Raw genomic sequence first — 17,454 nt, 5'->3', positions numbered from 1 at the left:
TCCCAGAACACCCGGATGGACAGCCTGGTTAAAACAAAAGATAAAGAAATACAGGATATGAAAGCCAGGATCTCCAGTATCCTGTCTAACAAAAACGCTACGCAGGCACAACTGGCAGAAGCGCGCCGTTTGATCGAGCAGCTGAAATCCAACATTGAAGGCTATACGGAAACTATAGAGCGCCTGGAAGGGGAAAAGATAGTGCTGGCTGGCGAAAGGGATTATGCCCGTAAAGAGCGCGACTCAGTATCTGTTGTGAAAGACAGCCTCAATAAGAAGGTGGACCTGGGATCTGTATTACATGCATCCAACATTAAATTATTACCGATCCGTGTAAAAAACAACGGTAAAGAGGTAGAAACCAGCAAAGCAAAACGTGCAGATATGATGCGGGTTACCTTTGACCTGGACGACAACCGTATTGCACCTACCGGTGATAAAGAGATCTTTGTAGCTATCACCGCCCCGGATGGCGCTCCACTGGCAGTGGAAGCACTGGGCTCCGGCCGTTTCACACTGGAAGATGGCACTGAAAAATTATATACTGCCAAGAAAACAGTGGCTTATACCACTGGTCAGAAACAATCCGTGAGTATGGACTGGAAACAGAATTCCGATTTCAAAGTAGGCGATTATGCTGTTGAAATCTACCATAACGGTTACAAAATCGGTCAGGGTAAAGTAACATTGAAAAAAGGCGGCTTGTTCTAACAACCATCCGCTTACTGATAATAGCAAATGGCCGGGGCGAAGTACGATCTTCGTCCCGGCCATTCGCTTTTCAGGGAAGTGCCCGGCAGATTATGGTATTTTTTTCGCTTATCTAATTTGTTAATGATTAGTTATTGCCAAAAACATATATATAAAAATAAAATTAAATTAACGTTCTTTGCTTCGCAATTAAATATAGCCGGAGGCCACTGCACTCCCATGACCAATGCTTAAGAAGAAGAATGTGACAGGCATAGTATAAATGCCGATCCAGCCCATGTTTACGATGAAGGATTTTGATTTCAGCCACTTGTTATCCCTGGAGTCAATGCCCTTACTTTGCAGTAAACAGGGCCACGTAATTCCTTAACATCGTCTTTTTGTGCGCCTTTTGTTATTATCGGATAAGATAAGAAGCCCAATTAAAACCGAAGCATGGAAGACATGAATAAAATAGTGTACGTTGTAGATGATGATGAAATATTTCATTTCATTATCAAGAAAATGTTGGGGCACCAAAGCAATCACCTGGTAGTTACCTCTTTTCTCTGCGCAGAAGAAGCCCTGGAGCAGCTTTCCAGGGCCCCTCAACCTACCTTGCCCTCTCTTATCATTCTTGATATGAATATGCAGCGAATGAACGGCTGGGATTTTATTGAGGCTTACAGGGGATTGAAAACCTCTTTTAAAAATACCATCCCGATTATCATGTGCTCCTCTTCTGTGGATGTGCGGGACATGCAAAAAGTACAACATACACCGGAACTGATGGCTTATATTACAAAGCCCCTCGATAAGAATAAATTAAAGGTAATAGAGGAGTATTTATAAGAAGATATAAACACACCATTAAAAAAGAAGCGAATGACCGGCTGGCCATTCGCTTCTATATTTTTCCCCTATTCTCTTTTACGCCGGAACTGCGCTACCATACATCTCTTCCCGTAGTGCTTTCACACGTTCATCTGCCAGGTATTCATCAAAGGTCATCAGCCTGTCGATGATCCCTTTAGGCGTTAACTCGATAATACGATTAGCCACTGATTGCATGAAGGTATGGTCATGCGTGGTGAACAGCACCACTCCTTTGTAGTTGATCATGCTTTCGTTGAAAGCCTGGATAGACTCGAGATCCAGGTGGTTGGTAGGTTCATCGAGTATGAGCACATTCGGATCCTGCAGCATCATGCGGCTGGTCATACAACGCACTTTTTCACCACCACTCAGCACAGAAGTTTTCTTCATGATCTCATCTCCGCCAAATAACATTTTACCAAGGAAACCACGGAGGAAAGGTTCATCCACATCTGTTACATGAGGTGGCACGTACTGACGTAACCAATCCATCAGGTTCAGGTCCTTATTGGCAAAGTAGGCAGCGTTGTCGTTAGGCAGGTAGGCACTGGTTACAGTGGTTCCCCATTCAAACTTGCCGCTATCTGCCGTTGCTTCGTTGTTGATCACTTCAAAGAAAGTGGTAAGTGCCAGGTGGTCTTTAGAGAGAAATGCGATCTTATCTCCTTTGTTAACAGAGAAGGTAACATCCGTAAAGAGTTTACGGCCGTCTGCCAGTTTCTCCAGTTTTTCCACGTTCAGGATCTGGTTACCCACTTCGCGCTGCTGTTTGAAGATGATACCAGGATATTTACGGTTAGAAGGCTGGATATCTTCCACCACCAGTTTTTCCAGGGCTTTCTTCCTGGAAGTAGCCTGTTTACTTTTGGAGGCGTTGGCGCTAAAGCGGGCGATAAAGTCCAGCAGGTCTTTACGCTTATCTTCCATCTTCTTGTTCTTATCTGCAATCTGGCGGGCCATCAACTGGGATGATTCATACCAGAAAGTATAGTTACCGCTAAAGATCTGGATCTTTGCGCGGTCCACATCTGCCACGTGCGTACATACGGCATCCAGGAAGTGACGGTCGTGCGATACCACGATCACAATATTTTCATAGTCGGCCAGGAAGTTCTCCAGCCAGCCGATGGTTTCCACATCCAGGTCGTTCGTAGGCTCATCCAGCAGGAGGATATCAGGATTGCCAAACAGCGCCTGTGCAAGCAGTACCCGCACTTTAAGGCTACCGGCAATATCTTTCATCAGCATGCCATGCACTTCTTCTTTCACGCCCAGATCGCTCAGCAGCACACCTGCATCGCTTTCTGCAGTATAACCGCCCATCTCACCATATTCAGCCTCCAGTTCGCCTGCGCGCATACCGTCTTCTTCAGTAAAATCTTCCTTGGCATAAATAGTATCCCTTTCGTTGGCTATTTCCCAAAGCTTCTTGTTACCCATCAATACGGCATTCAGTACCGTAACCTCATCAAACTGGAAGTGGTTCTGCGTGAGCACGCTCATGCGCTCACCCGGAGTAATTTCTACCGTACCTTTATTCGGTTCTATTTCACCGGATAATATTTTCAGAAAAGTAGACTTACCTGCTCCATTGGCCCCAATCACACCATAACAGTTCCCTTTTGTGAAATTGAGGTTTACTTCGTCAAACAATACTCTCTTACCGAAAGAGAGCGTTACGTTTTTAACACTGATCATGCTGGCTATGAAATTTTGAAGCTGCAAAGGTACTGATTTTATGCGGGGTTTCCAAGAATGGACTGTAGCAGACATATCAATAAACAATATGAATAAATATCTTTATAATAACATTTTATACATTTTGCCCCTGGAATTTACCGGCAGTAAAAAATGCAACATTTCTTTAACCCTTTCATGATGAAAGGGTTGTCTGCATATGCTTTCAATACGTATCTTTAGCGCATAAAATGAAACCTGCATGACAGCATATAAACAGATATTCGAGAATAACAAACAGTGGATAGCTTCAAAAAAAGCTACGGACGAGCAATTTTTCGAGAAAATGGCGGATACGCAGAAACCGGCCTACCTGTATATTGGTTGCAGCGACAGCCGGGTTCCTACCAATGAAATCATGGGACTTGAAGCAGGAGAAGTGTTTGTGCACCGCAATATCGCCAACCTTGTACCCAATATCGATCTCAACGTTATGAGCGTGATTAACTACGCGGTGGTACACCTGGAAGTAAAACATATCATTGTATGCGGCCACTACAACTGTGGTGGTGTGAAAGCGGCCATGCAGGCCAAAGACCTGGGAATCCTCAATCCCTGGTTACGTAACATCCGCGACGTATACCGCCTCCACATGGATGAACTGAATGCTATAACGGATGAGCATGCACGTTATAACCGCCTTGTTGAACTGAATACGCAGGAACAATGCATTAACGTGATCAAAACTGCAGCTGTTCAGAAATCGTATGTGGAGAAAGGCTTTCCCACTGTACATGGCTGGGTATATGACCTGAAGAACGGCATACTGAAAGACCTGGAAATAGATTTTGAAGGCGTATTGCACGAAATACAGAAGATTTATGATTTAACAGGCTCCGGTCTGATGCAAAAAGATACCGAATAATCATGGGCCCGATAGGCATATTCGACTCCGGCTATGGCGGCTTAACCGTACTAAAGGAAATTGTGGCGGAGCTCCCGCAATACGATTACATTTACCTGGGAGACAATGCCCGTGCGCCCTACGGCAACCGAGGCTTTGATACCATTCACACCTACACGCTGGAGTGCGTGCAAAAGCTGTTTGAAATGGGCTGCCCACTGGTAATACTGGCCTGCAATACCGCCTCCGCGAAAGCATTGCGCACTATACAGCAAAAAGACCTGCCGCATATTGCTCCCGATAACCGGGTGCTGGGCGTGATCCGCCCTACTTCTGAAATGGTGGGCACCATCACGCAAACCGGCGAAGTAGGCATACTGGCTACCAATGGCACCGTTTCGTCAGAATCGTACCCGCTGGAGATCCGGAAGTTTTTTCCACATGTAAAAACACATCAGCTGGCCTGCCCGATGTGGGTGCCGCTGATTGAAAATAATGAACACGAAAGCGAAGGAGCCGACTATTTTGTAAAAGAATACCTGGATAGAATATTGTCCGCCTCTCCAGGCATCGATACCCTTGTACTTGGTTGTACACACTATCCGTTGCTGATGAAAAAGATCAAACAGTTTTTACCGGGCGGTATCACTGTTTTATCGCAGGGTAAAATTGTGGCACATAGCCTGAAAGACTACCTGAAACGCCATCCTGAAATGGAAAGTAGGCTTAGTAAACAGCAGCAGCGTAGTTTTTATACCACCGATGATCCCGGAATTTTTGATAAGATGGCGGAGATCTTTTATGGTAAAACAGTGACTTCATCAAAGATGCTCACCAAATAAAAGAAGAAGGTGTATCGTACCTGATACACCCTCTTTTTATTATTTTTCTTTCCCTTCCAGCTTCAACAGGAATGAATATTCCAACGCCACTTCCTCCAGCGATTTAAACCGGCCCGAAGCGCCACCATGGCCGGCTTCCATATTAGTATGCAGCAGCAGCAAATGATGATCTGTTTTAAGCTCCCTTAATTTCGCTACCCATTTGGCAGGTTCCCAGTATTGTACCTGCGAATCGTGTAAACCTGTAGTGACCAGCATATTGGGATAAGCTTTTTGTTCCACGTTATCATAAGGGGAATAGGATTTCATGTAATCATAGGAATCCTTGTTCTTGGGATTGCCCCATTCATCAAACTCACCGGTAGTAAGCGGAATACTCTCGTCAAGCATAGTGGTAACCACATCCACAAAAGGCACCTGCGCCACAATGCCGTTGAACAAGGTCGGTTCCATATTGGCAACAGCGCCCATTAACAGGCCACCTGCACTGCCACCCATTGCGTAAAGATGCGCAGAATCAGTATAATGTTGCTGTACCAGGAATTTTGCAGCGGCTATAAAATCGGTAAATGTATTTTTCTTCTTAAACATTTTGCCATCCTCATACCATTGGCGCCCCATTTCCTGGCCACCGCGGACATGTGCAATGGCAAAGGCAAAACCACGGTCCAGTAAACTTAACCGGGTGGAGCTGAAGGTAGCATCCATACTATTGCCGTAAGAACCATAGCCATATAGCAATAACGGCCCCTTGCCATTTTTCTCAAAAGTTTTCTTATACACTATCGACACCGGGATTTTTGTACCATCCGAAGCAGTGGCAAATAATCTTTCTGTTGCATAATCTTTGGGATCATAGCCGCCCAGTACTTCCTGCTGACGCTTCAATTCGCGGGCCCCTGTTTCCATGTTGTAATCATACACCGAGTTGGGCGTGATCATGGAAGTATAATTATACCGCAGCTCCTTGCTGTCCATTTCCGGGTTACTGCTTACAGATGCGGTGTAAGCCGTTTCAGAAAAGGGCAGGTACTTTTCGGTATGGGTTCTGTCATTGATGATGCGGATCTGTGTTAAGCCTCCTTTCCTTTCTTCCAGCACGGTAAAATCTTTAAACAACTCCACGCCTTCCAGCAGCACATCGCTGCGGTTAGGGATCAGTTCTTTCCAGTTTTGCCTGGAAGTCTTATCCAGCGGGGTTTCCATTAACCGGAAGTTAAGCGCGTTCCAGTTAGTGGTGATATAGAATTTATCATCACGATGGTCCACATGATACAGCATCTCTTTTTCCCGGGGATGAAAAATGCGGAACGCATCATTGGGCTTGGAAGCATCCAGGATCCGGCTTTCGGACGACAGGGTGCTTTCGCTGTTGATGATAATATATTTGCCGGATTTTGTTTTGGAAACATCTACATCAAACGTTTCATCTGTTTCATGATACACTTCCTTGTCGGCTGCCACTCCCAGTGAATGCCGCATGATACGATCGGCCCGGAGGGTAACGGTATCTTTACGGGAATAGAAAAGGGTTTTATTATCACTCGCCCAGGTGCTGCCGGCAGTGGTTTCATGGATCTCGTCTGTAAGAAGCTCGTTTGTTTCCAGGTTTTTGATCCGGATGGTATAACGCCTGCGGCTTACCGTATCTATTCCGTATGCGAGCAATTTTGTATCCGGGCTTATGCTCAATCCCGCCACCTGGCAATATGCATGACCGGCGGCCAGCTCATTCACATTGAGGATCACTTCTTCCGGTGCTTCCAGGCTGCCTTTTTTGCGGCAATGTACTGGATACTCCTTCCCTTCTTCATAACGGGTGTAGTAGTAATAGCCGTTTTTAAGATAGGGCACGCTCATGTCTGTTTCCTTGATCCTGGACTTCATCTCGGTGAAAAGTTTTTCACGGAGCTTTTTTTCGGAAGAAAGGATGGTGTCGAGATACGCATTTTCTGCATTCAGCCAGGCCAGTACTTTCGGATCTTCCCGGTTGTTCATCCAGTAATAATTATCAATCCGTTTATCGCCGTGAATACTGAGCTCTTTAGCTATCTTCTCTGCTACAGGAGGTTTTACATCAACCTGGTCGTTCATAGTATTTTTCTTTTCATTACAAGACAAAAGCGCCATCCCCAAAAGCAACCAACAATTACCCTGGAAGTTTTTAAACATAGGACATAGATTTAAATAGTGGTTTAACTCAAAAGCAATACAAATTACGAATTCTCCCTACACTATTTTCATATTCACCGGATCCCAGTTAATCAGTTTTTTGCTGAAGTAGCTTTCATTGGTTACCAGGGCTGGCCCTGCGGCGCGAAGGCCAAATACGGCGTCTTCCACCACGGGTTTGCCGGAGCGCATGGACTCAAAGAAGTTGGTAAAGTGATCCAGGCGGTCGTCGTACCCTTTGGGAGCGGCAAAAGCGCTGGATGTTTCCACCGTATTCCGCTTATCTGCGGGATACTTTGCATTGTATTCCTGTACGTATTTCGCCTGTTGTTGTTTGGTAAATGTGTTATAGGTATCCCAGCCACCGTAGCCTGGTGCTTCCGGCAGCTTATGTTTTTTGATTTTGAAGTCGTTCCACCCCAGTTCCAGCACCCCTTCTGTACCAATAAAACGGGTGTATTCGCCGCCACCGCTGCCATCAGCGAAATTCACGCGGAGCGTCATCTGGAAGGCCGGGTGTTCTTTTGTTTCGGGGTAGTCAAAAATAGCCACTACCACATCCGGCACATCGCGGCCATCTTTCCATTGTACCAGGTTACCGCTGGCATAAATGGAGGTGGGCCCGAGTGATCCTGTAATAAAATGAAGACCAGAGATCAGGTGCACAAACAGATCGCCGGGAATACCGGTGCCATAGGCGCGGTAATTACGCCAACGGAAAAAGCGCACCGGGTCAAACGGTAGCTTCGCAGTGTCTTTCAGGAAGGTATCAAAGTCGACAGTAGCCGGTGAAGCATCCGGTGGAATGGAATACTGCCAGGCGCCAAGTGCGCTGTGGCGGTCCATCCTTGCTTCCACTACATTTAATTGTCCTATTTCACCTGCCTGGTAACGTTTACGGGCTTCTGCCAGTGCCACGCTGCTAACCCGCTGGCTGCCTACCTGGAAAACGGCTTTGGTGCGTTGCTGTGCGGCAATTACTTTATGGCCTTCTTCTATCTGCTGTACCATTGGTTTTTCGCAGTAAACCGCTTTTCCTGCTTCCATGGCGGCAATGGCAATGGTATCGTGCCAGTGATCAGGGGTAGCTACTATAACAGCATCAATATCTTTCCGTTTCAATAACTCCCGGTAATCGCGGGTAGTGTATACCTGCGGGCCGAACACTTCTTTTACTTTCTCAAGGTGGCCGGTATACAGGTCGGCTGCGCCTACAAATTCCACTCCCGGCACCTTAATAGCCGTTTCCACATCCCCGAATCCCATGATCCCCATTCCTACGCAGGCAACACGGATTTTGTCGTTGGGGGCCACTCTTTTTTCGGGCTGTAATATTTCTACATGTTCCTGTTCTTTAGCGATGGCGGCCAACTGGCCTATTCCGAGCAGTGCGGCGGTGCTGCCGATGTGCTTGATAAACTTTCTGCGTGATTGTTCTGACATATGTTCTCTGTTTTACATTACGTGGGAAAAGCACATAATAATAAAAAATTTTAGAAAGTTAAAGTCAGAAAGGATAAGCGGATTTTGTCTGACTCAGGATTACGCTGATTATACTGATTTTTTTGATTTGATCATTTTTGATTTTAAAAGGATTCAGGGAGATATAAGCGAATAGATATTTTTTTTAATTAAGATTTTGGAAGACAAAAACGGATATCTTCAAAAATCCCGGATCAAAATTTATCTCCCCAAATCCAGATCAAAAAAAACATTTGCTTATATCTCCCTGAATCCTTTTAAAATCAAAAATGATCAAATCAAAAAAATCAGTATAATCAGCGTAATCCTGAGTCAGACAAAATCCGCGCTAAAAAAGAAAGGAGACGAGAATGCCATAACACTCCCATCTCCTTTTTATATTATTCAAAAAATAAATCGGCAAATCAGCGAAATCATCTAAATCAGTGTTCCAAGACAAAATCTGCTATTTCTCAGAAGAAAAACCTGCAGCAATAAACTCCCTGTTGAGGCGGGCGATATTGGTGAGGGAAATTTCTTTCGGACATTCCGCTTCGCAGGCGCCGGTATTAGTACAGCTGCCAAAACCTTCCTTATCCATTTGCGCCACCATGTTGAGCGCACGGGTTTGCTTTTCAGGCTGGCCCTGTGGCAGCAATGCCAGCTGGGAAACTTTTGCAGATACGAACAGCATGGCAGAAGAGTTCTTACATGCTGCTACGCAGGCGCCGCAACCGATACAGGCTGCAGCTGCAAAAGCCAGGTCGGCTTTATTTTTATCTACCGGTAAGCAGTTTGCATCCTGCGCATTACCTGTGTTTACGGAAATATAACCACCAGCTTCAATGATACGGTCAAACGCTGATCTGTCTACTGTCAGATCTTTGATTACCGGGAATGCGCCTGCTCTCCAGGGCTCTACCGTGATGGTATCGCCATCTTTGAAAGCGCGCATGTGCAGCTGGCAGGTAGTAGTACCATTCCACGGACCATGTGCACGGCCGTTGATATGCATGGAGCACATACCGCAGATACCTTCGCGGCAATCGTGGTCAAATGCTATTGGTTCTTTGCCTTCATTGATCAGCTCTTCATTCACTACATCAAACATTTCCAGGAACGACATTTCGGAAGAAATGTTTTTTGCCTGTAAAGTTTCAAATCTACCCTGATCATCTTTGTTTTTCTGCCTCCACACTTTTAATGTGAGGTTCATGTTATAATGTTCCATATACCTTGGACAATTATTTGATTTATAATCCTGGCGAACCGTTAAACAATTCACCAATAACCATTATTTATAGCTACGCTGTGTTGGTTTACATTCAACGAATTCCAGTGGTTCCTTGTGCAGTTCGTACTGTCCGTCGCCTTTATATTCCCAAGCAGCTACATAGCTGAAGTTTTCATCATCGCGTTGCGCTTCCCCGTCTTCGGTTTGTGATTCCTCACGGAAATGGCCCCCGCAGGATTCGCGGCGGTTCAGCGCGTCGATACACATCAGTTCGCCCAGCTCCAGGAAATCGGCCACACGACCGGCTTTCTCCAGTTCAGGGTTGAATTCGTTGGCATCACCAGGGATACGCACATCTTTCCAGAACTCTGCACGCAGCGCTTTGATTTCTTCAATCGCTTCTTTCAGGCCCTGTTCATTACGTGCCATACCGCATTTATCCCACATGATCTTACCGAGTTTCTTGTGGAAGAAATCAACAGACTTAGACCCTTTAATGCTCATCAGTTTATTAATAGTGCCTCTTACTTTATTCTCTGCTTCCACGAAAGCGGGATGGTCAGTAGGGATTGCTTTTGTACGGATCTCATCTGCCAGGTAGTTACCCACAGTGTAAGGGATTACGAAATAACCATCGGCCAGGCCCTGCATCAGTGCTGATGCTCCCAGGCGGTTAGCGCCGTGATCGGAGAAGTTTGCTTCTCCCAGGGAATACAGGCCGGGAACAGTGGTACCCAATTCATAATCTACCCAAAGACCACCCATTGTGTAGTGTACCGCAGGATAGATACGCATGGGCAGTTCGTAAGGATTTTCACCGGTGATCTTGGCGTACATGTCGAACAGGTTACCATACTTCTCTGCTACTACTTCTTTACCCAGTTTAATGATCTCTTCTTTGGAAGCATTGGAGATCTGTCGTTTACCCACTTCAATGTTACCATAACGTTCAATGGCTGCGGCAAAGTCGAGGTACACAGCCTGTTTGGAAGTACCTACGCCATAACCGGCATCGCATCTTTCTTTTGCTGCACGGGAAGCCACGTCGCGGGGAACGAGGTTACCGAATGCAGGATATCTTCTTTCCAGGTAATAGTCCCTTTCTTCTTCAGGAATTTCGTTGGCTTTGCGGGTATCGTTCTGTTTTTTAGGAACCCAGATACGGCCATCATTACGCAGTGATTCTGACATGAGGGTCAGTTTTGACTGGTGATCGCCTGATACCGGGATACAGGTAGGGTGAATTTGTGTGAAGCAGGGGTTAGCGAAGTAAGCGCCGTTCTTGGTTGCTTTCCAGGCGGCAGTTACGTTAGAGCCCATTGCGTTGGTAGACAGGTAGAACACGTTGCCATAACCGCCACTGCAAATCAGTACTGCATGACCAAAATGGCGTTCCAGTTCACCGGTTACCAGGTTACGCGCAATGATACCTCGTGCTTTGCCATCAATTTTTACGATGTCGAGCATTTCGTGACGGTTGTACATTTTCACGTTACCCAGTGCCACCTGGCGTTCCAGCGCAGAGTAAGCACCCAGCAGCAGTTGCTGGCCGGTTTGGCCCGCTGCATAAAAAGTACGCTGTACCTGTGTACCACCGAAAGAGCGGTTACTTAACAGGCCGCCATATTCACGGGCAAAGGGAACCCCCTGTGCCACGCACTGATCTATAATGTTACCGCTTACTTCTGCCAAACGGTGTACGTTGGCTTCACGGGCGCGGTAGTCACCACCTTTTACTGTGTCGTAGAACAAACGGAAAACAGAGTCGCCATCGTTCTGATAATTCTTTGCCGCATTGATACCACCCTGGGCAGCAATACTGTGCGCGCGGCGCGGGCTATCCTGAAAGCAGAATGCTTTTACTTTATATCCTAACTCACCTAACGAAGCTGCTGCTGATGCGCCGGCCAAACCTGTACCAATGATGATCACTTCCAGGTTACGCTTATTGGCAGGATTCACCAGCTTACAGTGTCCTTTATAGTCTTCCCATTTGGAGTTTAATGGTCCGGCAGGAATTTTTGCGTTCAACATATATCCTTACTTTACAGAATTATTTGAAATAGATTACGATGGGAATAATAGCAAAACCAACAGGGATGGCTATTCCAAACACCCATATACCAATGAAGCTGAGCAGGCCGTTGTATTTTTTATGATTTAAACCGAAGGTCTGACAGGCGCTTTTAAAGCCATGGATCAGGTGGAAAGACAAGCCGATCATACCGATCACATACAATGCTACCAACCAGCCGTTCTTAAAGGTTTCATACGACAAGGCATACAGATCTTTCAGCGGTTCAACGCTGCCTTCATAAGTACGGGTGGGCAGATCCGTGTAGTGAAATTTTCCCCAGAAGTTAACCAGGTGGATAACGATGAAGATGAAGAGGATACTTCCCATGATAGCCATCTGACGGCTGAACCAGGAAGATGTCTGATTACCCGGGTTCACGGCGTACTTCACCGGACGGGCGGCCCTGTTGCTGAAAGTGAGCTGAAGCGCAATAAACGCATGCAGCAGGATCACAATTTTCAGCCCCCAGGCAATAAACTGAATCAGGCTGTTGTGCCCCATAAACGCAGCATATACGTTAAAGGCCTTGCCTTCGTCATTATACAGCAGCTGAAAATTACCCGCCAGGTGTATAATAACAAAACTGCAAAGAAACAAGCCGGTAGCACCTACCAATAACTTCTTACCGATAGAGGTATTAAAGAACTGTGACCACTTCATAAGTAAAATTCTAAGCTTCCTAGTATAAAAAGATGTTTGAAATGTCGGGCAAATTTAACGCAGGAAAAATAAAAACCAAATGATATTTATCAGGTTTCAATATAGATATACTACAATTAATATACATTAATCATTAATAATCAACTAAACACGCATAATATCTTTCATTTTGTAATGAAAATTAATATTATTCCAGCCGTTTCAGCATGATGTTATCCACCATATTAAACAGGTGCAAAGGCTGATAGGTTCTCCATTTATCATCGTCCAGCAGGTGAACATAATAGTGCAGGCGGGCTTTTTCAAACTCTTCGCGCGTTTGCACAGGCATGTTCAGGCTTACGATCCAGCCGCCATCATCGCGGATATCATCCCACCATTCTTCATAATAGCAATCATCGGAAGAATGAAAGTTCATTACATTTTCAGTGATGAGAATAAACTTTGTAATGCCCTGTGCAATAAGTGTATCGATGATGTTACGCTTCATGGTCATGATGTCGTTGTCAATAGCATCATTCCATTCTCCCAGTAATTCTATGATCACAAAATTAAACTGGTAATCCGTGAAAAGGATCTTCATGTACAGGTTACGTGAGCCAAACTCATCCCATTGCGGATGTATATAATAGTTATACACCGAATTGGAATATTCAAACTCACTGTATTCCCTTCCGTAAAACGGGGAATACTCATCTTCTTCGGCGGTGTACAGGTGCCGCCAGTTGTAATATGGCTCTATGTTATGCATACCTGGTTGATGGGTATAAAGGTTTTCAGATCATTTGCCGGTAAAGTCGTCCACCGCTTTTTTTACGCTGCCGGCCTTTAACAGCAGCTGCTGGGCCTGGGCGTAATCGGTGAGCGACAATTGTTCCATGAGCATTTTTACGCCGCGGTCTACCAGCTTTTCGTTGCTGAGCTGCATGTTCACCATTTTATTATCCTCTACCCTTCCGAGCTGGATCATTACGGCGGTCGACAACATATTCAGCACCAGTTTCTGCGCAGTGCCGCTTTTCAGGCGTGTGCTGCCCGTTACAAATTCAGGTCCTACCACCACTTCCACGGGGAAGTCGGCAGCAGCAGATACCGGCGTATCAGGATTACAACTGATACTCCCGGTAACAATACCATGTTTGCGGCATTCGTTGAGCGCTCCTATTACATAGGGAGTAGTACCACTGGCAGCGATGCCTACTACTACGTCTTTATCAGTTATATTATACGCCTGCAGGTCTTCCCAACCCTGGGTCCGGCTGTCTTCCGCAAACTCCACGGCTTTTCGTATAGCGCTGTCCCCGCCAGCAATCAGCCCCACTACCAGGCCTTGCGGTACGCCAAAAGTAGGCGGGCATTCTGAGGCATCCACTACGCCCAAACGACCGCTGGTACCGGCGCCCATATAAAACAGGCGGCCGCCCGCCAGCATTTTATCTGCTACGGCAGTAACCAGTTTCTCAATTTGCGGAATAGCTTTTTCCACGGCTAACGGAACGGTCTGATCTTCTTTGTTCATGTTGGTCAGCAGCTCCTGCACGCTCATCTTTTCAAGGTGACGGTAATGAGAAGCCTGTTCCGTTACTTTTACAAATGACATATTAAAAAGTTGAAAATGATTAACGGTGATAATCCAGCAAACCCTCCATGGGCGTGCGTAATACCTTGCCCATAGGCAGTTCATACAGTTCGCACAATTCGCTGATGATATCACGGAAATGCCAGGCTACCCCACCTGTAAAATGAAGTGCAGTGGTCCAGCTTTCCCTGTATTTATAAATATGGTTAAAGAAAAAATCGTTCAACCCGTCTTCCAGAATATTCTGGATCATATAGTGCTCCCGGTTTTCCGACAGGAACTCTGTAAACCCGGCCAGGTAGCGGTTCGCTAACGGCTTGCGGTATACGCTTTCCAGGATCTCATCTTTAGTGGTATGGTACTTAAACTCGAAGCGTGCGTGGAGATCGGCATCAAAACTATGATAGAGATAATACTGTAATACTTTTCGTCCCAGGTAAGCGCCGCTGCCCTCATCCCCGAGGATAAAGCCAAGACCCGGGTTATTCTTCACCACTTCTTTCCCGTTGTAATAACAGGAATTTGAACCGGTGCCCAGTATGCTCACTACGCCTTCCTGGGTACCGCAAAGTGCGCGGGCAGCGCCCATGAGGTCGTGTTGCACATCGAATGCAGCGTCTGGCCAAACAGCCTTTATGGCATCCGACACCAGTTGCAGGTTCCTTGGTTGCGACAATCCCGTTCCATAAAAAAATACATCCGTCACGGATTTACCGGCGGGCAGCTGTGGTAGCAGTTCTTTTTCCAGGATAGCCTTTATCTGCTCCGCGGTCTGAAAATAAGGGCTTACGCCCTGTGTTTTCAACACCAAAGGCTCCGCGGCGCCCAGCACGCCCCACTCCGTCTTCGTAGACCCGCTGTCTGCCACTAACTTTATTCCAGCACCCATATCCGGTTATTTATGAAATTTAAGAATCCTAAAAGTTTGCACCTGATTTATGCTATTTTTGTCACAATTTAAACAAAAGGGGTTCATAAAAACAAATGCCCTCTTTAAGTTTAAGTGATGATGATACATGTATGCAGCAGATTGCTTTCCGCCAGGTGCTTTTGCTACATGGATACAAAGATTGGTCATATAAATTAGCGGGATAATAATCTGATTATGTCTAACAGGAAGTTGAATGTTTTTTTGCCTCTTCTCTTTGCAGTTGTATTAGCCCTGGGAATGTTCCTCGGACATAAAATGCCTGGATCGAACAATGGAGGAGCCACCGTTTTTTTCACCAAACCCAACAGGGGCCCGTTACAGGAAGTAATGGACCTGATCAAAGCGAAATATGTAGATTCCCTCAATACTGACGAGTTACAGCAGGAAGCCATAGAAGGGTTGCTGACCCACCTGGATCCCCACTCTATATATATACCGCCTTCCGAACTGCAGCGGGTGAATGAAGATATGGAAGGAAATTTTGAGGGCATCGGGGTAGAATTCAATATTACTGCAGATACGGTGAATGTGGTAAGTGTGCTGAGCGGCGGCCCGTCTGAATCTGCAGGCGTGCAAACCGGCGATAAGATCCTGAAAGTGAACGATAGCCTGGTGGCGGGCAACAGTATCACACCGGAAAAGATCCGCAAATTATTGAGAGGCCCGGCCGGATCTACTGTGAACACAGTGGTATTAAGACAGGATAAAAAGATCACCATTCCCATTAAACGCGGCGTTATTCCCTTATACAGCGTAGACGCCAGCTATATGGCCGCCCCCGGCGTAGGCTATATTAAGATCAGTAAATTCTCCGCCACCACTTACGATGAATTTATGAAAGCCATCCGTCAGCTGGAAAAACAGGGCATGCAAAAACTGGTGATCGATCTCCGGCAGAATCCCGGCGGCTACCTGGATGCAGCCACCCGTATTGCGGATGAACTGATAGACGACCAGAAACTAATCGTATATACAAAGGGCAAAGACTTTCCACGAACCGACTATAAAACCAAACGGCCGGGGCTTTTTGAGAAAGGCGCCCTGGCAGTGCTGACAGATGAAGGCTCCGCTTCCGCCAGTGAAATACTGGCTGGTGCCATACAGGACTGGGACCGCGGTACCGTTATCGGCCGCCGGACTTTCGGAAAAGGCCTGGTACAGGAGCAGTACGATCTGGACAATGGAGGCGCATTGCGTCTTACCGTAGCCCGCTACTACATCCCTTCCGGCAGAAGTATCCAGAAACCATACGGTAAAGGACATGATGATTACGATGATGATATCATTGAACGTTATCACCACGGAGAAATGGTAAATAAAGACAGTATCAAAATAACAGATACCGTACTTTATAAAACAGCCGCCGGCAGGCCCGTTTACGGCGGGGGCGGTATTACACCGGACATTTTTATTCCGTTTGACACCTCCCGTTTTACACCTACTTTAACCGCTATTTATACCCGCAATACTTTCAGCAATTTTGCCTACCAGTATTATACATCGCACAGGGAAGCCTTTAAATCCTATAAGAACGCGGAGGATTTCACCAAAAACTTTCAGACCACACCGGTGCTGATCAGCGACTTCAAAGCATACGCTAAAAAGGACAGCGTGCCCGGTCTCGATCATCTTACTGCCCGCGACGAAATAGAGATCCGGACCAGGCTCAAAGCAATGCTGGCCCGGCAGCTCTACAGAACTGAAGGCTTCTACGAAGCCATCAATGCAGAAGACCCGATGGTAAAGAAAGCACTCGAAGTAGTGGCGAAGGAAAAGGGCGCAGCGGAGTGATTGTTCTTCGCCCTTCGCCTTCGGCGAAGGAAATTGTCTTGGAGCAGGATTATGATGATTATACTGATTTGTTTGATTTGATTTTTTTGGAGATATAAGCGGATTTTGTCTGACTCAGGATTTTGATGATTTCGCTGATTTTATTTTTACATTTTTTAGAATAAAGCAAGGGAGATAAAAACGGATACCCGGTTTTATCTCCCTTATCTTTTTAATAACTAAGGGAGATAAAAGCAATACGTGCTTCTATCTCCCTTAATTATTTATAAAATCCCAAAAAATAAAATCAGACAAATCAGTATAATCAGCGTAATCCTGCTCCAAGACAATCGCCGAAGGCGATCCCCTCCGCTCACTACTGGTTTTTACGCTGCATTTTGGGCAACGACTGAACGATCAGGTCATTCATGACGTTCACCGCTTCATCGAGATAGATGTCTTTGGTTCTGATCTTGATCCAGTCCTTGTTACGGGCAATCTTGGATGAGTCGCTGCCAAATTTCTCCATATCGGATTTGATGTTTACAATATTGAGCTCTTTCACTTTATCATTTACTGCA

The 17,454-nt window shown here is 46.0% G+C and carries 15 protein-coding genes; 5 read left to right on the top strand and 10 right to left on the bottom strand.

Annotated features, from left to right (window positions below; genetic code table 11):
• Nucleotides 1–711 (top strand): hypothetical protein (locus tag VIM72_RS06265; protein ID WP_332002009.1); only part of this gene is annotated, 711 nt, incomplete at its 5' end.
• Nucleotides 712–1,146: 435 nt separating this feature from the next.
• On the top strand, nt 1,147–1,542 hold the full coding sequence (locus VIM72_RS06260) for a response regulator (protein ID WP_142686281.1): 396 nt from the start codon (nt 1,147–1,149) through the stop codon (nt 1,540–1,542).
• A 78-nt stretch (nt 1,543–1,620) separates the two neighbouring features.
• On the opposite strand, the gene VIM72_RS06255 is transcribed toward VIM72_RS06260, so the two are convergent.
• Nucleotides 1,621–3,264 (bottom strand): ABC-F family ATP-binding cassette domain-containing protein, encoded by a 1,644-nt coding sequence (locus VIM72_RS06255; protein WP_332002008.1) that lies wholly within the window; start codon nt 3,262–3,264, stop codon nt 1,621–1,623.
• Between the two features lie 241 nt (nt 3,265–3,505).
• Between VIM72_RS06255 and VIM72_RS06250 the strand changes: the two genes are divergently transcribed.
• Nucleotides 3,506–4,168, top strand: coding sequence for a carbonic anhydrase (locus VIM72_RS06250; protein ID WP_332002007.1), 663 nt, complete (start codon nt 3,506–3,508; stop codon nt 4,166–4,168).
• A 2-nt stretch (nt 4,169–4,170) separates the two neighbouring features.
• Nucleotides 4,171–4,989 carry a glutamate racemase gene (gene murI / locus VIM72_RS06245; protein ID WP_332002006.1) on the top strand — a complete coding sequence of 273 codons (819 nt, stop codon included), beginning with the start codon at nt 4,171–4,173 and terminating at the stop codon, nt 4,987–4,989.
• Between the two features lie 39 nt (nt 4,990–5,028).
• Here the strand turns inward: murI and VIM72_RS06240 are convergent, their stop codons facing one another.
• The 8 genes from VIM72_RS06240 to VIM72_RS06205 all read right to left on the bottom strand — a co-directional run bounded on the left by VIM72_RS06240 (nt 5,029) and on the right by VIM72_RS06205 (nt 15,061).
• On the bottom strand, nt 5,029–7,083 hold the full coding sequence (locus VIM72_RS06240; protein WP_332002005.1) for a S9 family peptidase: 2,055 nt from the start codon (nt 7,081–7,083) through the stop codon (nt 5,029–5,031).
• A gap of 135 nt (nt 7,084–7,218) precedes the next feature.
• The gene (locus VIM72_RS06235) at nt 7,219–8,604 is read right to left on the bottom strand and encodes a Gfo/Idh/MocA family oxidoreductase (protein WP_332002004.1); all 1,386 of its coding nucleotides are present in this window, start codon (nt 8,602–8,604) and stop codon (nt 7,219–7,221) included.
• A gap of 484 nt (nt 8,605–9,088) precedes the next feature.
• Entirely contained in the window at nt 9,089–9,853 is a 765-nt protein-coding gene (locus VIM72_RS06230; protein ID WP_332002003.1) for a succinate dehydrogenase/fumarate reductase iron-sulfur subunit, read from the bottom strand.
• A gap of 63 nt (nt 9,854–9,916) precedes the next feature.
• Nucleotides 9,917–11,890: a fumarate reductase/succinate dehydrogenase flavoprotein subunit gene (locus tag VIM72_RS06225; RefSeq protein ID WP_332002002.1), complete on the bottom strand. Its 1,974-nt coding sequence runs from the start codon at nt 11,888–11,890 to the stop codon at nt 9,917–9,919.
• A gap of 19 nt (nt 11,891–11,909) precedes the next feature.
• A complete protein-coding gene (locus VIM72_RS06220; RefSeq protein ID WP_332002001.1) occupies nt 11,910–12,593 on the bottom strand; it encodes a succinate dehydrogenase cytochrome b subunit in 684 nt (227 codons plus the stop codon).
• 187 nt (nt 12,594–12,780) lie between these two features.
• The gene (locus VIM72_RS06215) at nt 12,781–13,344 is read right to left on the bottom strand and encodes a hypothetical protein (RefSeq protein ID WP_332002000.1); all 564 of its coding nucleotides are present in this window, start codon (nt 13,342–13,344) and stop codon (nt 12,781–12,783) included.
• A 30-nt stretch (nt 13,345–13,374) separates the two neighbouring features.
• Nucleotides 13,375–14,193, bottom strand: coding sequence for an N-acetylmuramic acid 6-phosphate etherase (murQ, locus tag VIM72_RS06210; RefSeq protein ID WP_332001999.1), 819 nt, complete (start codon nt 14,191–14,193; stop codon nt 13,375–13,377).
• 19 nt (nt 14,194–14,212) lie between these two features.
• The gene (locus VIM72_RS06205; protein WP_332001998.1) at nt 14,213–15,061 is read right to left on the bottom strand and encodes a BadF/BadG/BcrA/BcrD ATPase family protein; all 849 of its coding nucleotides are present in this window, start codon (nt 15,059–15,061) and stop codon (nt 14,213–14,215) included.
• Nucleotides 15,062–15,277: 216 nt separating this feature from the next.
• On the opposite strand from VIM72_RS06205, the gene VIM72_RS06200 reads away from it, so the two are divergent.
• Nucleotides 15,278–16,894 (top strand): S41 family peptidase, encoded by a 1,617-nt coding sequence (locus tag VIM72_RS06200; RefSeq protein WP_332001997.1) that lies wholly within the window; start codon nt 15,278–15,280, stop codon nt 16,892–16,894.
• 355 nt (nt 16,895–17,249) lie between these two features.
• On the opposite strand, the gene VIM72_RS06195 is transcribed toward VIM72_RS06200, so the two are convergent.
• The coding region (locus VIM72_RS06195; RefSeq protein ID WP_332001996.1) for a carboxy terminal-processing peptidase at nt 17,250–17,454 on the bottom strand (205 nt) is incomplete at its 5' end.

This window comes from Chitinophaga sp. (genome assembly GCF_036569185.1).
In the GTDB taxonomy this organism is placed as follows: Bacteria; Bacteroidota; Bacteroidia; order Chitinophagales; family Chitinophagaceae; genus Chitinophaga.
This window is presented reverse-complemented; position numbering and strand designations above follow the sequence as displayed.

Coding starts and splice junctions, on each gene's coding strand:
- VIM72_RS06260 (WP_142686281.1), top strand. CDS start 1,147: ATGGAAGACATGAATAAAATAGTGTACGTTGTAGATGATGATGAAATA.
- VIM72_RS06255 (WP_332002008.1), bottom strand. CDS start 3,264: ATGATCAGTGTTAAAAACGTAACGCTCTCTTTCGGTAAGAGAGTATTG.
- VIM72_RS06250 (WP_332002007.1), top strand. CDS start 3,506: ATGACAGCATATAAACAGATATTCGAGAATAACAAACAGTGGATAGCT.
- murI (WP_332002006.1), top strand. CDS start 4,171: ATGGGCCCGATAGGCATATTCGACTCCGGCTATGGCGGCTTAACCGTA.
- VIM72_RS06240 (WP_332002005.1), bottom strand. CDS start 7,083: ATGAACGACCAGGTTGATGTAAAACCTCCTGTAGCAGAGAAGATAGCT.
- VIM72_RS06235 (WP_332002004.1), bottom strand. CDS start 8,604: ATGTCAGAACAATCACGCAGAAAGTTTATCAAGCACATCGGCAGCACC.
- VIM72_RS06230 (WP_332002003.1), bottom strand. CDS start 9,853: ATGGAACATTATAACATGAACCTCACATTAAAAGTGTGGAGGCAGAAA.
- VIM72_RS06225 (WP_332002002.1), bottom strand. CDS start 11,890: ATGTTGAACGCAAAAATTCCTGCCGGACCATTAAACTCCAAATGGGAA.
- VIM72_RS06220 (WP_332002001.1), bottom strand. CDS start 12,593: ATGAAGTGGTCACAGTTCTTTAATACCTCTATCGGTAAGAAGTTATTG.
- VIM72_RS06215 (WP_332002000.1), bottom strand. CDS start 13,344: ATGCATAACATAGAGCCATATTACAACTGGCGGCACCTGTACACCGCC.
- murQ (WP_332001999.1), bottom strand. CDS start 14,193: ATGTCATTTGTAAAAGTAACGGAACAGGCTTCTCATTACCGTCACCTT.
- VIM72_RS06205 (WP_332001998.1), bottom strand. CDS start 15,061: ATGGGTGCTGGAATAAAGTTAGTGGCAGACAGCGGGTCTACGAAGACG.
- VIM72_RS06200 (WP_332001997.1), top strand. CDS start 15,278: ATGTCTAACAGGAAGTTGAATGTTTTTTTGCCTCTTCTCTTTGCAGTT.